Below are 12,100 nucleotides of genomic sequence, written 5' to 3' on the forward strand. Positions count from 1 at the left end.
CGCCTAAAATCCTGCAATTCCCTAATTTTGAGATGAATAAAGAAGTTGAAATGTCGCTATCTATGGCAGTGTATCTTTTCACATACCAAAAAGAAAAAATACCCCTCATAGTCTATGATGTTACAAACTCTATTTTTGCCATCAATGGAATCGACCAATACTTCCCTATTAGAAAAAATATCACATAAAAGGAGCGAAAGGATAAAGGGCAAGAGCTTTAGGAACGAAAGAGGGTTTTACCCTCTGTAGTGGTCTTAGGATTTGAAAAATCCCAATAAAAATAATAAAAGGACATACAATGGCATTTAAAATCAATACTCAAGACAAGATTTTTACCTTTAGAGATGGGCAAGAATTGACTTTAAAAGAACCAACACTACTGCAAATGAAATCAGCTCAAAATAAATCCAAAGATGATATTGAAATTGCTAAATATCTTTTAGTGGATATGAGTGATGGGGATTTAGACATTGATTCGATTAATTATCTGCCTGTGAGTGAGTTTAAAAGACTCTGTGGAGTCATATCTGATTTTTTAGCAATTGACCCAAAGCCCTAAGAGAGGGTATTGCCCTTATTGGGCATACTCTCAATTTTACATTAGGGGACATTGAAAATATGCAGTGGAGTGAGTTTGAAGACTATATAAAGATTTCTAAAAAGATACTGGAGGCAAAGAGTGGGTTATAGGGTGCTAAATATAATAAGCAGGGGTGCGTTTGATATAAATGCTATCCATTGGACTCCAATCATAATCCACACCCCAAGGCACTATCAAGAATATCAAAAAGTGTATAGCCATAAACCACAAAGGATAACCGATAATCACACCCATCACGCCAATCCCTGCACTATAACCTGCAATATCAAGAGAAAAGGGAGCAAGTGGTATCCAAGAGAAGATAAAAACCAAAGGCAAATACAAGCAAATAAAAGTAAAAATATTGATAGAAATTCTAATAAATTCACCCATATATTTAAACATTGTTATATCCCTATTAACTTTTACTCAATTCTAGCCACTCATTGTAAAAAAATCAACCCCATCAATCAATTTTTAATCAAAGGAACCCTATGAACTCATCTATCACACTAGATATTAAAGCCAATCTTGAAGACTTAAATAAAGCCATCAGCAGAGTTACTAAAGCTACAAAACTAGACTTAGGACTCAATCTCAAAAAATCCATTGAAGAAGCCACCAAGGGACTGAGGATAGGATTAAAAAACAATATGCCTACTGCAGAAATCAATATTCTGAAAAGTAAGATAAAGGAAGCCACTAGAGCAGAATTAAATCTTAATCTACAAAAAGCTAATCAGGATTTATGGGATCTTAAAGGACAAATCATCGGAACTTTTGTTTCTTTCAAAGGACTCATATCAGCCCCCGTGCATACAGCTCTAGATTTTAACACTGCCATCAATGAAATCAATAAATTCTCTAACTTTTCACACAAAGAGCTAGAGGGCTTTAAAAAGGATATGTTTGATTTGGGTAAAAGCAATGGTATGGGCTTAGCTGATATTCTTAAAATCTCTGAACTCTCAGCACAACTTGGCACACCCAAAGCGCAGTTAAAGGGTTTCACGCAAAATGTCATTGACTTTAAAATCGCCTTAGGGGTATCTCAAGATGAAGCAGTCGGCTTTACTGATGCCCTTGCTAAGGCTTTTAACCTTGATAATCAAGGGGTCAAAAAACTAGGTGATGATTTAGCTTTTATGGCTCAAAGCACAGGGGAGAGTGCTAAAGAGATTATGCAAGTTACAAACGCAACACTAGCAGGGGCTAGGGCTTTTGGTCTTAGCTCTAAAGAAGCCTTAGCTCTAAGCACAGCATTTTTAAACACAGGGCTAGAGGTTTCAGAGGCAAGTGGAGGGATTAATAAATTTTTCACAGAACTCAATAATATCGATAATGCTACAGATGGATTCAAGCAAGCCTTAGGCAAGCTAGGCATTGAAGCAGAGATACTCAAAGAAGATATGCAAGCAAGCCCACAAGAAGCTATCAAGCAACTTTTATATTCCATCAAAGACCTAGATTCAAGCGAGCAGTTTGGAGTGATTTCAGAGCTATTTGGTAAGAAAATGGCAAATAATATCCACGCTGCAAAAGATGGCGTGCAAGCCTTTGAAAAAGCCCTAGATTCTACCAAAGACTCTGCAGGGGCTTTGCAGAGAGCAGTGGATAGAGCTGCAGGTGATGGGTTTGGGGATGTGGTGTTGCAACTCAAAAATTCTTTTATGGATTTGGGGGTATCGATTGGTGATGGGTTTATTCCGATACTAAAGCCTTTATTTGAAGTGATTAGAGATATTAGCTCTGCTTTGAGTGGCTTACTCAAAGAACATCAATGGTTGGGCGTGGGTATTGCAGGTGTGAGCTTTTTGCTCGTGGGACTAAAAACATTATTTTTAGGAGTAAAGGTTGCAAGCTCTCTTTTGACTTTGGCTACTTACCCACTTGGCGCTCAATTAAGAATACTTTATACTAGCGTTATGGGGCTTAATATCAAACTTGCTCTCCAAAACACCCTCTCAAAGCTTACTATAGCGTGGAATTTTGCACTCAAGGCTTCAATGTTTGCTCTCAACTCAAGCTTTAAAATCGCTTCTTTGGGCGTGGGCTTGTTTGCTAATGTGTTTAAAATATCAATGTGGAGTATCAAGGGGGCATTAATTTCTACAGGTATTGGGGCTTTAATCGTGGGGTTGGGGGTAGCCCTTAGCTATGTTGTGAGCCATTGGGAGGAGATTGAACCCAAGCTCATAGGGATATGGGAAAATATCAAAGAGAGTCTAAGCCCTATATTTGAGTGGTTTAAGGGTATTTTTGATTGGTTTTCAAATGGTTTTAATAGCATATTTGATTCTATCGGCAAGCTCACAGACTTTTTAGGACTCACAAGCCCACAACTCACAATCACGCCAAACACAAGCCCAAGCCCAACGCTCCAAGCAGGACTCATTGACTCCACGCTAGCTAATCGCAACACAAACCAACAAAAGCTACTCTCTCAAGTAGCCAATAACGACAACTCAAGGCAAATCAATGATTATAAAACAATCACTATCAACACCAACGCCCACCCCCAAGCTATAGCAAATGCTATCAATGACTATAGCTATGATGATGATTTTTAGGAGGATTGATAAATGAAAAACATATTCACAGACCCATATAAAGATGAAAAAGAGGAGTTAAAAAGGGAGCTAGAGAAGCAAAAACAAAAGCAAAAAGAACTAGAGAACGCCCCAAAAGAGGAGCTAAAAGACCCTTTAGAGAGATACAAGAATATCAAAACCCAAGACACGCTCATTAAAATTGACAAATATCTATTCAAAGTTTCTCAAAATATCGAAACAATCGCTACAAGTCTCAGCATTGGCATTAAAAAGATTGAAACGATTAAAACTCCCATTTATCAAAAAATCGGAGGTAATGAAGAAACAATCAGCATACAAGCAAGCATACTAGCCCAAAATATCCAAGACTATGAGGGATTTAAGGCATTATGCAAAAAGGCAAAACCTCTAAGTCTTCAAATCTTAAATGCCCCATCTCAAAAGATACTCATACAAAGACTAGGCGAGAGTAAAAGGCAATGGGTGCAAACAAAAGAGAGAGGCGTAACTTATTTTATCAAGGAACTAAGCATTGAGGGAGTGGTTATCTGATGGGCGTGTTGAGTGAGCATTTTGCAAAGTCAATTTTTATCAAGCCAAGACTCAACCTCACACAATGGAGCAATACTTATCGTGTGCTTTCAAAGGAGAGCTCTGCAATGTTTGGGAGGTTTGAGGCTTTGAGTTATCAAATAGAGCCGATGAACGCTATCTCTAACCCTGATATTTCAGAGGTCGTGCTGATGTGGGGCGCGCAGTTAGGTAAATCAGAGATTTTAAATAACACAATCGGCTATTATATCCATCAAGACCCAAGCCCTATACTCTTTTTATTGCCCTCTGAAGATATGGCAGAGGACTACTCTAAACGCAGACTTTCTCCGATGTTTAGGGATTGCAAGGAACTAGGCGCGCTCATCAATGACAGAGAAGCCAATAACACGATTTTAATCAAGAATTTCAAAGGAGGCAACCTCGCACTCGTTGGCTCAAACTCTCCAAGCAAGCTTTCAAGTAAGCCCATTAAGGTGCTAATCGTTGATGAGGTCGATAGATGTGAGAATACAAAAGAGGGGCATAGCATTGACTTAGCCCAAAAAAGAACGAATACATTTTATGACAGAAAGATTATCAAAGTATCCACGCCCACTATCAAAGGGCATTCAATGATTGAGCGTGAGTTTGAAAGCTCTGATAAGAGGCGCTATTTTATCCCTTGCCCCTTTTGTGGGTATTCTCAAGTTTTAAGCTTTGAAAATATCAAATGGGAGCAAGACACAGAGGGCAATCACGATTTATCAAGCGTGCGTTATGCGTGCGTGGAGTGTGGGGGGCTTTGGAGTGAGAGTGAAAAGAATAATGCAGTCTTAGAGGGCAAGTGGATAGCCCAAGACCCAAGCAAACAAAAGGTAGGCTTTTATCTCAATGCCCTTTATTCACCATTTTTCACACTCAAAGACATAGTCAAGGACTTTTTAGAGTCTAAAGACAACTTGCAGAAGTTTCAAGTATTCACAAACACGATTAAAGCAGAGAGCTTTGAACCTCCAAGCGTGAAGTTTGAAGAAAATGAACTCTATGCAAGGAGAGAGAATTACACGCCCACAACACTGCCTGATTCTGTGCTGTTTGTGACTTGTGCACTTGATATTCAAAATGACAGAATTGAAATGGAATTTAAAGGTTGGGGGAGTGGGTTTGAATCGTGGGGGATTGATTATAGGATTTTGCAAGGGGATACAAAGCTACCTAAGGTATGGGATGATGCGTTTTTAGCCACCAAAACGATATTTTCAACCATCTCAGGCAGAAGACTTTATGCTTCTATCGTGCTTGTGGATAGTGGGTTTGAGACTGAAAAGGTTTATCAGTTTGTCAAAATGGGGCGTGGGAGGTTTGTGGCTACAAAAGGAGCGAGTGAATCAGAGGCTAAAAAGGACTTTCTAAACAAGCCCAAGCAAATTAAAAAGGGCGTATGGGTATTTTCAGTAGGGACTTATAAGGGCAAATCAGAGCTTTTCAAGCTACTCCAAACCAAAACATTTGGCGCAGGCTATATGCATTTCAATCAAAACTACAATTTAGAATATTTCTATCAGCTCACAAGCGAAAAGCTCATCAAGACCAAAAATGACAAGGGCTACCCCATTATCCGATGGGAAAAAATCAGAGAACGCAATGAGGCTTTAGATATTGGTGTGTTGAATCTCCTAGGAGCAAAGATTAAAAAACTAGACCAAATCACAATGAAAGGAAACAAATGAACCCCCAAATTTTAAGCGAACAAATCAAAAACGCCCTGTTAGCAAAGGGATTTCAGCGCACAAAAGAAAATGAAGCCTTGATTGAAGTTTTAAGCACTGAAATCATCAATCATATCATCACCCAAAGTCAAATCATCGTAACCACCACAGGCACAGCCTCAGCCCAAAGTGGCACGGGCAAAATCAGTTAAAGGATTAGCAATGTTTGGAGAAACTAAAATTTATCTAGCACCCATTATAGAGGTCAAGGGGAATCAAGTCAGCGTGGATATTCTAGGAGCAAAGACTGATTTTATCCCTTATCTAGCTTTAAGTAACGCATTTAAGAGCCATTTTATCCCCCCTAAAAAGGGAGAAATGTGCGTGATTTTTCATTTTTTAGACTCAGGGCTTTACCTTGCCTTAGGCTCTATCCCACGCCCTATCTCAAGCAAGGGGGAAAATCAAGAGAGGATAGAATACAGCGATGGGACAATTCTAAGCTATGACACACAAGAGCATACCTTAAGCATTGAATCTCAAGGCAAAATCACGATTGTCTGCAAAGAGGCAAATATCAAGAGTGATGAGGTGAAAATCGAGTGCAAAAACGCAGAGGTCAAGGGAGATAATATCAATCTAGGAGGGATTGGAGGAGGAGGGGTCGTAACCACGCAATGTATCTGCCCTTTCACAGGTGCGCCCCACGCTCAAGGCTCTAGTAAAGTAAAGGCGATATTATGAAATATAAACTCAGTATTGAAGAAAATCTAAATCGGATATTCAAGACAAAAAAATACACAATCCCCCTAAATCCAAACTTTGGGCTTAGTTATGAGGTGGTCGATAAGGCAATGACTCAAGAGATGATTTTAATGCTAGAAGATGAAATCAGAGAGCAAATAGCGCTCTATGAGCCAAGATTAAAGGTCGAGGACTTGCAAATTAGCACTGAAGACAATCACCTCACCCTCACCATCAACACAACTCATAAGGTAACGCTATGATAGTCAGCACAAAGGAGCTAGGAGAGCTTTTAGGACTCACAGAAAGGCATATTTACAACTTAGAGAAAAATGAGATTTTAAGCAAGATTGATAAAAACCAATGGGACGCAAGCCAAAATATGCAAGCTTATATCTGCTATAAAATTGCTAATGAAACCACCACTACAGATGGCAAGCAAGCACGCACACGCAAGGATATTGCTGATGCGAAGTTAAAGGAGGTGATGTTATCTGAAAAAATAGGCAAGCTAATCCCCATAGAAAAGGTCGCAAAAGAGCTAGAGGACATTGCCATTACTATCAGTAATAAACTCTATGGGATACCACACGCACTAAAAAGGCGCTTTGCTATTGAAAATGTGATATTTGAAGCCTTGAGTAAGGAGATAGAAAACACACTCAAAGAACTCAAAGACCCCCAAATCTACACACAACAAGCCATAGAGATTGCAGAAAAAGAGAAAAAGGCTAAAGAGAGAGAAAAGCAAGCCCAACAAGAGCAAGAAAAGAGGGTATAATGGAGAAAAAAGAGGAGTGAAAATGAAGGAAATAATAATTAAAATTCAAGATGATTATTTTGGAGCTTTTTTGCAACAATTATCACAATTGCCAAAAGATAAGGTCAGTTACAAAAGCCCAAAAGATGAGATTTTAGAGATAATGGAAAATATCGACAATGGAAAAGAAAAATTGACCCCTTTGGAGTGGGAGGAATTCAATGAAGCCATCAATGCAAGTCATCAAAACAGAAAGATTTAAAACAGACCTAGAGAGTATTTTAGCTTTCATTGCCACGCACAGCCCACAAAATGCCATCAATTTTAAAAATGAATTATTACAGAAATTATTCCAAATCCCACAAATGCCCTATTCACACAGAAAAAGTAGGGTTTTTAATCAAGAAAATATCAGAGAGCTTGTTTTTAAAGGGTTTGTGGTGATTTATAGAATCACTGAAAATATAGAGATTCTAGGGATTTATAAGTCAAATATATGGGAATGGGAAGCCCAATGAGCCTAGAGAGAGAACTATCCAAACACATAGCCAAGGCTATCAACAAAACAGCTAAGGCAATGCTAAGAGAGCAAGTCAAGGCGATTAAAGCAGAGGTAGATATACCCACCAAGCAAATCCGAAAAATGGTCAAAGCCACAAGAGCCACGCCCTCTAATCTGCAAGCAAGCCTAAGTGCAATATCCACGCACATATCCATCAAACATTTCAAAAAATCGCTTTTAAGAGAGGGAAAAAAGGTCATCGGAGTCAATGTCAAGCCCAAAAAAGGAAGCGTTATCCAACTCAAAGGGCATTTTATCGCCAAAAGCAAGACCACAGGAGGGGAGTTTATCGCTATTAGAGAAAATTCAAAGCACCCACTCAATGCAGAATTTAGCTACAAGCCAAGCAAAAAGGCTTATCAGGGCTTTGGAAAAGACCCCCAAAGACTAATGTATCCCGTGTCTAAACGCCCTTTTGATGAGGTTACAAAAGAAATATCAGAGCCATTGCAAAAAAGAGTCAGAGAAGTCTTTTTACAAAATCTAGAGTTATAAGGAGAGAAAATGCAAGAATACACAACCTACACAGCCACAGAGGGCGAAAGGCTAGATGTGATTTATTTCAAAGCCTATGGGATTAATGCGTTTAATCAAAGAGATTATGATAACTTTTTGCTTGCAAATGCTAAGCTATTGAAAAAAGATTTTTTAGATGGAGGTGATGGGGTGCAAATCCCAACTATCACACAAGAGCCTAGCCAAAACGACCAATCAGAGGGACTATATGCCATCAGTCTATAGCGCGCCACAATTTAATATCACACACAATGGGGCTGATATCTCAAATCTGATAATGCATATCAACTATGAAGACTTTGAAGGAGAAAAGAGCGACACACTCAAGCTAAAACTATACCCACGCATTACCCCTAAACTCAAGGATAAAATCATCTTTAGTATCAATGGGACAGAGATGGGGAGCTTTTATGTTGCAAGTATTGCCTATGCTTATCAAACAAGCTATGAAATCCAATGCACGAGCATAGATTTTAGTGCAGAGCTAAGGACAAAAAAGAGCCGAAGCTTTCATCAGCTCAGCTATCAACAAATCATAGAATCCATCGCTAAAGAAAACGACCTCACGCCTAAAATTAACTTTGCAAGAATGCACGAAATCACCCACCTCGACCAAATCGACCAATCTGATGCTTCATTTTTGCATAAAATAGCTAGAGAACTCAATCTGACCTATACCATCAAAAACGATACATTGATATTTTTAGAGAAAAAATCAGACAAAAAGCCCACTATCACAATCAATGCTGAGGATTGTGCGAGTTTATCGATTGAAAGCTATGCAAAGTTATTTTATAAAAGCGTTGAGGTCGCATTCATCGACCCAAACAACCAACAAGCCCAAATGATAAGAATCGGTCAAGCTGAGCCAACACTCAAGCGCACAATCCACGCCAAAAACGCCGATGAAGCCTACAAGAGAGCTGAGGGGTATTATAAAGCCCTACAAAATGACACAAAAAAGGGGACTTTAGAGCTTGCAGGCAGAATTATCTATGCAGGAGCGCTTTTAAATCTCAAGGGCAATGATGAGGTATCAGGGCAGTATGTGATTAAAAAAATCACGCACAATATCGATAGCAGTGGGTGGCGTGCGAGCGTGGAGTTTGGAGGGTAATATTTTCTTTGAAAATTAAAACACCACTAATCACCCTTATAGCCCTTGCGTGTTTGCAGATAGCCCTTTTTGCAAACGCACACCAAACAGACAAGGTCTATACACAATACAAGCTATACCCCCCATTTGCTAAATATTTCAAGCATTGCGATTTGAAAATGAATAAATTCTATTACATCAACTGCTATGACTTTGATTACAAAGGCACGCAAGCAGTGGCGTATCGGCTAGAAGCAAGGATTTTAAAACTAGGCGCAGTCGGCAAAAGACCAAGTTTTAAAGCTGATAATCAAGTCCCTTTAAAATACAGAACCAAAACACAAGACTATACTAAAAGTGGCTTTGACAGGGGGCATACCCTCTCCAACCAATCAATGAACGCAACGATTGATTCTCAAAAATCCACCTTTCTAATGAGCAATATCACACCCCAAAACCCACAAATCAACAGAACCATATGGAAAAAGGCAGAAGACAGAGAGAGAGCCTTAGCCAAGGCAGAGGGGAGCGCTGAGGTCTTGAATATCGTGATTTACCCAAAAGACAAGTCAAAACTCAAGTTTATCCATAACAATATCGCTATCCCAATTGCCTATGTCAAAATCATAGAAACAAAAGATACCAAAGAATGCTATGAATTCCCAAATCACGAGGTCGAAAATGAAAGTTTGGAGAGTTATAAGGTAAGATGTGGGGGCAAGGGGGATTAAAAACGATTGATTTTAATAGTGGCTTTTAAGACTCCGATAATTTGGAGCATTTCTAAGCGATGGGAGTCAATGCTAAAGCTTGCGTATTTATCGTTTTTGCTAATGAGGCGTATGCTATTATCTGATGGGTTTGATTCATATTGCTTGATATAGAGATTATCATCAAAGACTGCTAGGACTATATCGCCATTTTTGGGGTTTGCTTCTCTGTCGATAAATGCAAAATCACCATTTTCAATATAGGGCTCCATACTCACACCATCAACCCTAATCACATCAAGCTTTTTGCCAAAGATTTTAAAAGCATCCAAGAATTCAGAAGTATTATAAATTGGGTAAGCTTCAGAGCTAAAATTACCAATCCCATAACCTGCAGAAGCTGTAACATTGGGATAATAAGTGATGGGGGGATTTTTGGTTAAGAAACTAGGATTTTTGCCTGATTGAGATTTTATTAAATTATATTCTAAAATTGCATTTTTTGAAAATGACTTGCGACCTCTCCAAGTTGTTGCAACACTTTGTTTATATCCTAATTTTTCTGCTACCTTTTCTAAACTTGTAACTCCAAAGAATTTTTTCATATCTTCCACTAATTCATTGAATTCCACTTTTTATCCTTTTTGTAAAAGCAAAGCAAATAAAATTCCAAAATCTATTGACAATATTGTCAAATGACTATATAATACACTCATAAAACTTCATAAAGAGGTTTTAAATCTAGCAAAGGAGGACACGATGAAAGTCTTGAAAGTGATTTTAGCAACCCTTGAAATCATTTATCTAGCCTTAAGCATTTATAAAATGCTGAGTGGATAAGCCCCCTATGGGGGAGGTATCCAAAGATACAAGACTTTCAATCGTGTCTATGCCATTATAACAAAAGCAAGGAGTAAAAAATGGAAAATGTTTTATTAGGCGTTATCATCATCTTATTGACTGCGTATGTGGTCGTGCTAGAGCTATGGACTCATAGCAGAATCGATGATTTGAAAAAAGAAATCGAAAAACTCAAAAAAGGACAACGATGAAAACAATAGACCGAGAGTATGCAAAAAGGCTAGCAGCTAACAGCTCTATCCACGCAGAGATAGTCAGAAAAATCATCGGCTTTGATAAGTATGTAGAGCTATTAGAAGCAGGGATTTATATCAACACTCAAGAGGGTATCCAAGCAAGAAAAGAGCTAAAAAGAGAGCAAATCCAAGAGTATCAAAGACAACTCAATGAGGCACGATGTGCCATTCGTGGATTGATTCAGGCACTTCAAGACCATAAGCAATATCCCACTCAAAGCAGTCTGTAGTGTGGGAATTTAGGGTGTCGATAGCTGATTCTTTAGATGGGCTAGATAAATAATAATCTTCATCAGTCCCATTGTGTATATAAATTCTCCATCGATTGTTTTTATTGACAATTCTGATGGTGAATTGCTTGACTTGATACATATATTCAATAGCCATTGTTTATCCTTATTGTTTTCTAAAATAAGCAATAGGGATTCCATAAGATAAAATAAAGGAGTGAAAATGGATAGCATTTTATTATCGGGATTAGTGGGGTTTTTAGGAGGTATGGTTTCTGTATCTGTCATATTGTTTTTAATACTCAATGAGCGCATATCATTTTTACTTTCAGAAGTAAATAGGATTGAAAAATGCAATTGGGATATGTTTATAAAAATTATGAAAGTTACTGAAAAGAGCAAGGATAAAAAGGAAGCTCAAAATACCTATATATCAGAGATTGAGAGAGAGGTCGCAAAAAATAAGAAAAAACAAAGCCTTACAGAGCTTTTATAATACCATAAACAATATCACGGGAGGTTTCAAAATCTCCCCTCTCTAAAAAAGACTCTTCTAATTCTTCTAAATCAAAATTTTTATTATAGTTTGTAATTGCAACAATCATATTCATATATAAAATGAATCCTATGTCTTCTGTTGTTTCAGGATATGTGTTGATAAAAATTTGAGCCTGCTCTTTTGCATACAATCTTCTTTTTTGTTTTAAAAGATAGAGCCTATAGCAAACCCATACAATAGAGCCAAACAATCCTGCCCCTGCCCCTGCCCCAAATATTCTTAAAATTTCTAGCCACATTAAACACCTTGATTACATAAAAATAAATCAGATAAATATTATGTATTACCTATTGACAATATTATCAAATGATAATATAATATATTCATAAAACATACAAGATATGTTTTAAATCCAAACGAAAGGCACAAAATGAGAAAGCTTGAAAAGATTATCAACATCACCTACAAAATCTGCTTGATAATCTTAGCAATCAACCAAATCTATGCGATT

Annotated in this window: 21 protein-coding genes and 1 pseudogene; 18 read left to right on the forward strand and 4 right to left on the reverse strand. The window is 38.0% G+C overall.

Features of this window, described 5'->3' with window-relative positions:
* Together BKH46_RS09570 and BKH46_RS08775 are read left to right on the forward strand one after the other, a co-directional pair.
* Positions 1-188, forward strand: a pseudogene (locus BKH46_RS09570) (phage tail protein); the annotation flags it as partial.
* A gap of 110 nt (positions 189-298) precedes the next feature.
* Positions 299-559, forward strand: coding sequence for a phage tail assembly protein (locus tag BKH46_RS08775; RefSeq protein WP_095226462.1), 261 nt, complete (start codon positions 299-301; stop codon positions 557-559).
* 135 nt (positions 560-694) lie between these two features.
* Here the strand turns inward: BKH46_RS08775 and BKH46_RS08780 are convergent, their stop codons facing one another.
* Positions 695-985 (reverse strand): hypothetical protein, encoded by a 291-nt coding sequence (locus BKH46_RS08780; RefSeq protein WP_095226463.1) that lies wholly within the window; start codon positions 983-985, stop codon positions 695-697.
* Positions 986-1,074: 89 nt separating this feature from the next.
* Here BKH46_RS08780 and BKH46_RS08785 point away from each other — a divergent pair, with 89 nt between their 5' ends.
* Genes BKH46_RS08785 through BKH46_RS08845 form a run of 13 tightly spaced genes read left to right on the forward strand, consistent with a single transcriptional unit; the run spans position 1,075 to position 9,784 of the window.
* Positions 1,075-3,150, forward strand: coding sequence for a phage tail tape measure protein (locus BKH46_RS08785; RefSeq protein WP_095226464.1), 2,076 nt, complete (start codon positions 1,075-1,077; stop codon positions 3,148-3,150).
* Positions 3,151-3,162: 12 nt separating this feature from the next.
* Complete coding sequence (locus tag BKH46_RS08790) at positions 3,163-3,684, forward strand: hypothetical protein (RefSeq protein WP_095226465.1); 522 nt, start codon at positions 3,163-3,165, stop codon at positions 3,682-3,684.
* Complete coding sequence (locus tag BKH46_RS08795) at positions 3,684-5,396, forward strand: terminase gpA endonuclease subunit (RefSeq protein ID WP_095226466.1); 1,713 nt, start codon at positions 3,684-3,686, stop codon at positions 5,394-5,396. Before BKH46_RS08790 ends, BKH46_RS08795 begins: the two co-directional genes overlap by 1 nt.
* Entirely contained in the window at positions 5,393-5,587 is a 195-nt protein-coding gene (locus tag BKH46_RS08800; protein ID WP_095226467.1) for a hypothetical protein, read from the forward strand. The genes BKH46_RS08795 and BKH46_RS08800 overlap by 4 nt, the downstream gene beginning before the upstream one ends.
* 10 nt (positions 5,588-5,597) lie before the next feature.
* On the forward strand, positions 5,598-6,119 hold the full coding sequence (locus BKH46_RS08805) for a phage baseplate assembly protein V (protein WP_095226468.1): 522 nt from the start codon (positions 5,598-5,600) through the stop codon (positions 6,117-6,119).
* Complete coding sequence (locus tag BKH46_RS08810; protein ID WP_095226469.1) at positions 6,116-6,382, forward strand: GPW/gp25 family protein; 267 nt, start codon at positions 6,116-6,118, stop codon at positions 6,380-6,382. The genes BKH46_RS08805 and BKH46_RS08810 overlap by 4 nt, the downstream gene beginning before the upstream one ends.
* On the forward strand, positions 6,379-6,900 hold the full coding sequence (locus BKH46_RS08815; protein WP_095226470.1) for a hypothetical protein: 522 nt from the start codon (positions 6,379-6,381) through the stop codon (positions 6,898-6,900). The genes BKH46_RS08810 and BKH46_RS08815 overlap by 4 nt, the downstream gene beginning before the upstream one ends.
* Before the next feature lie 22 nt (positions 6,901-6,922).
* Complete coding sequence (locus BKH46_RS08820; protein ID WP_095226471.1) at positions 6,923-7,141, forward strand: hypothetical protein; 219 nt, start codon at positions 6,923-6,925, stop codon at positions 7,139-7,141.
* Complete coding sequence (locus BKH46_RS08825) at positions 7,101-7,397, forward strand: type II toxin-antitoxin system RelE/ParE family toxin (protein WP_253248341.1); 297 nt, start codon at positions 7,101-7,103, stop codon at positions 7,395-7,397. Before BKH46_RS08820 ends, BKH46_RS08825 begins: the two co-directional genes overlap by 41 nt.
* Positions 7,394-7,936: a hypothetical protein gene (locus BKH46_RS08830; protein WP_095226473.1), complete on the forward strand. Its 543-nt coding sequence runs from the start codon at positions 7,394-7,396 to the stop codon at positions 7,934-7,936. Before BKH46_RS08825 ends, BKH46_RS08830 begins: the two co-directional genes overlap by 4 nt.
* 9 nt (positions 7,937-7,945) lie before the next feature.
* Complete coding sequence (locus tag BKH46_RS08835) at positions 7,946-8,182, forward strand: hypothetical protein (protein ID WP_095226474.1); 237 nt, start codon at positions 7,946-7,948, stop codon at positions 8,180-8,182.
* Positions 8,166-9,074, forward strand: a complete 909-nt coding sequence (locus BKH46_RS08840; protein ID WP_172402613.1) for a contractile injection system protein, VgrG/Pvc8 family — start codon at positions 8,166-8,168, stop codon at positions 9,072-9,074. The genes BKH46_RS08835 and BKH46_RS08840 overlap by 17 nt, the downstream gene beginning before the upstream one ends.
* 8 nt (positions 9,075-9,082) lie before the next feature.
* A complete protein-coding gene (locus BKH46_RS08845) occupies positions 9,083-9,784 on the forward strand; it encodes a DNA/RNA non-specific endonuclease (protein ID WP_343286604.1) in 702 nt (233 codons plus the stop codon).
* Here the strand turns inward: BKH46_RS08845 and BKH46_RS08850 are convergent.
* Positions 9,781-10,395, reverse strand: coding sequence for a S24 family peptidase (locus BKH46_RS08850; RefSeq protein ID WP_095226476.1), 615 nt, complete (start codon positions 10,393-10,395; stop codon positions 9,781-9,783). The genes BKH46_RS08845 and BKH46_RS08850 overlap by 4 nt on opposite strands.
* 288 nt (positions 10,396-10,683) lie before the next feature.
* On the opposite strand from BKH46_RS08850, the gene BKH46_RS09795 reads away from it, so the two are divergent.
* Complete coding sequence (locus BKH46_RS09795) at positions 10,684-10,815, forward strand: hypothetical protein (RefSeq protein ID WP_275542188.1); 132 nt, start codon at positions 10,684-10,686, stop codon at positions 10,813-10,815.
* Positions 10,812-11,090 carry a hypothetical protein gene (locus BKH46_RS08855; RefSeq protein WP_095226477.1) on the forward strand — a complete coding sequence of 93 codons (279 nt, stop codon included), beginning with the start codon at positions 10,812-10,814 and terminating at the stop codon, positions 11,088-11,090. Before BKH46_RS09795 ends, BKH46_RS08855 begins: the two co-directional genes overlap by 4 nt.
* On the opposite strand, the gene BKH46_RS09405 is transcribed toward BKH46_RS08855, so the two are convergent.
* Positions 11,008-11,247, reverse strand: coding sequence for a hypothetical protein (locus tag BKH46_RS09405; protein ID WP_143428947.1), 240 nt, complete (start codon positions 11,245-11,247; stop codon positions 11,008-11,010). The two genes, BKH46_RS08855 and BKH46_RS09405, sit on opposite strands and share 83 nt — an antisense overlap.
* 66 nt (positions 11,248-11,313) lie before the next feature.
* On the opposite strand from BKH46_RS09405, the gene BKH46_RS08860 reads away from it, so the two are divergent.
* On the forward strand, positions 11,314-11,586 hold the full coding sequence (locus BKH46_RS08860; protein WP_095226478.1) for a hypothetical protein: 273 nt from the start codon (positions 11,314-11,316) through the stop codon (positions 11,584-11,586).
* On the opposite strand, the gene BKH46_RS08865 is transcribed toward BKH46_RS08860, so the two are convergent.
* The gene (locus BKH46_RS08865; RefSeq protein ID WP_095226479.1) at positions 11,570-11,887 is read right to left on the reverse strand and encodes a hypothetical protein; all 318 of its coding nucleotides are present in this window, start codon (positions 11,885-11,887) and stop codon (positions 11,570-11,572) included. The genes BKH46_RS08860 and BKH46_RS08865 overlap by 17 nt on opposite strands.
* Between the last annotated feature and the right edge of the window lie 213 nt (positions 11,888-12,100).

Source organism: Helicobacter sp. 12S02634-8 (assembly GCF_002272865.1).
GTDB lineage: Bacteria > Campylobacterota > Campylobacteria > Campylobacterales > Helicobacteraceae > Helicobacter_J.

What these genes read in the sequence shown, in the direction of transcription:
- BKH46_RS08860 (WP_095226478.1), top strand. Translation starts at nt 11,314, where the DNA reads ATGGATAGCATTTTATTATCGGGATTAGTGGGGTTTTTAGGAGGTATG.
- BKH46_RS09795 (WP_275542188.1), top strand. Translation starts at nt 10,684, where the DNA reads ATGGAAAATGTTTTATTAGGCGTTATCATCATCTTATTGACTGCGTAT.
- BKH46_RS08805 (WP_095226468.1), top strand. Translation starts at nt 5,598, where the DNA reads ATGTTTGGAGAAACTAAAATTTATCTAGCACCCATTATAGAGGTCAAG.
- BKH46_RS08790 (WP_095226465.1), top strand. Translation starts at nt 3,163, where the DNA reads ATGAAAAACATATTCACAGACCCATATAAAGATGAAAAAGAGGAGTTA.
- BKH46_RS08820 (WP_095226471.1), top strand. Translation starts at nt 6,923, where the DNA reads ATGAAGGAAATAATAATTAAAATTCAAGATGATTATTTTGGAGCTTTT.
- BKH46_RS08815 (WP_095226470.1), top strand. Translation starts at nt 6,379, where the DNA reads ATGATAGTCAGCACAAAGGAGCTAGGAGAGCTTTTAGGACTCACAGAA.
- BKH46_RS08810 (WP_095226469.1), top strand. Translation starts at nt 6,116, where the DNA reads ATGAAATATAAACTCAGTATTGAAGAAAATCTAAATCGGATATTCAAG.
- BKH46_RS08825 (WP_253248341.1), top strand. Translation starts at nt 7,101, where the DNA reads ATGAAGCCATCAATGCAAGTCATCAAAACAGAAAGATTTAAAACAGAC.
- BKH46_RS08840 (WP_172402613.1), top strand. Translation starts at nt 8,166, where the DNA reads ATGCCATCAGTCTATAGCGCGCCACAATTTAATATCACACACAATGGG.
- BKH46_RS08830 (WP_095226473.1), top strand. Translation starts at nt 7,394, where the DNA reads ATGAGCCTAGAGAGAGAACTATCCAAACACATAGCCAAGGCTATCAAC.
- BKH46_RS08835 (WP_095226474.1), top strand. Translation starts at nt 7,946, where the DNA reads ATGCAAGAATACACAACCTACACAGCCACAGAGGGCGAAAGGCTAGAT.
- BKH46_RS08780 (WP_095226463.1), bottom strand. Translation starts at nt 985, where the DNA reads ATGTTTAAATATATGGGTGAATTTATTAGAATTTCTATCAATATTTTT.
- BKH46_RS08785 (WP_095226464.1), top strand. Translation starts at nt 1,075, where the DNA reads ATGAACTCATCTATCACACTAGATATTAAAGCCAATCTTGAAGACTTA.
- BKH46_RS08795 (WP_095226466.1), top strand. Translation starts at nt 3,684, where the DNA reads ATGGGCGTGTTGAGTGAGCATTTTGCAAAGTCAATTTTTATCAAGCCA.
- BKH46_RS08800 (WP_095226467.1), top strand. Translation starts at nt 5,393, where the DNA reads ATGAACCCCCAAATTTTAAGCGAACAAATCAAAAACGCCCTGTTAGCA.
- BKH46_RS08865 (WP_095226479.1), bottom strand. Translation starts at nt 11,887, where the DNA reads ATGTGGCTAGAAATTTTAAGAATATTTGGGGCAGGGGCAGGGGCAGGA.
- BKH46_RS08855 (WP_095226477.1), top strand. Translation starts at nt 10,812, where the DNA reads ATGAAAACAATAGACCGAGAGTATGCAAAAAGGCTAGCAGCTAACAGC.
- BKH46_RS08775 (WP_095226462.1), top strand. Translation starts at nt 299, where the DNA reads ATGGCATTTAAAATCAATACTCAAGACAAGATTTTTACCTTTAGAGAT.
- BKH46_RS09405 (WP_143428947.1), bottom strand. Translation starts at nt 11,247, where the DNA reads ATGGCTATTGAATATATGTATCAAGTCAAGCAATTCACCATCAGAATT.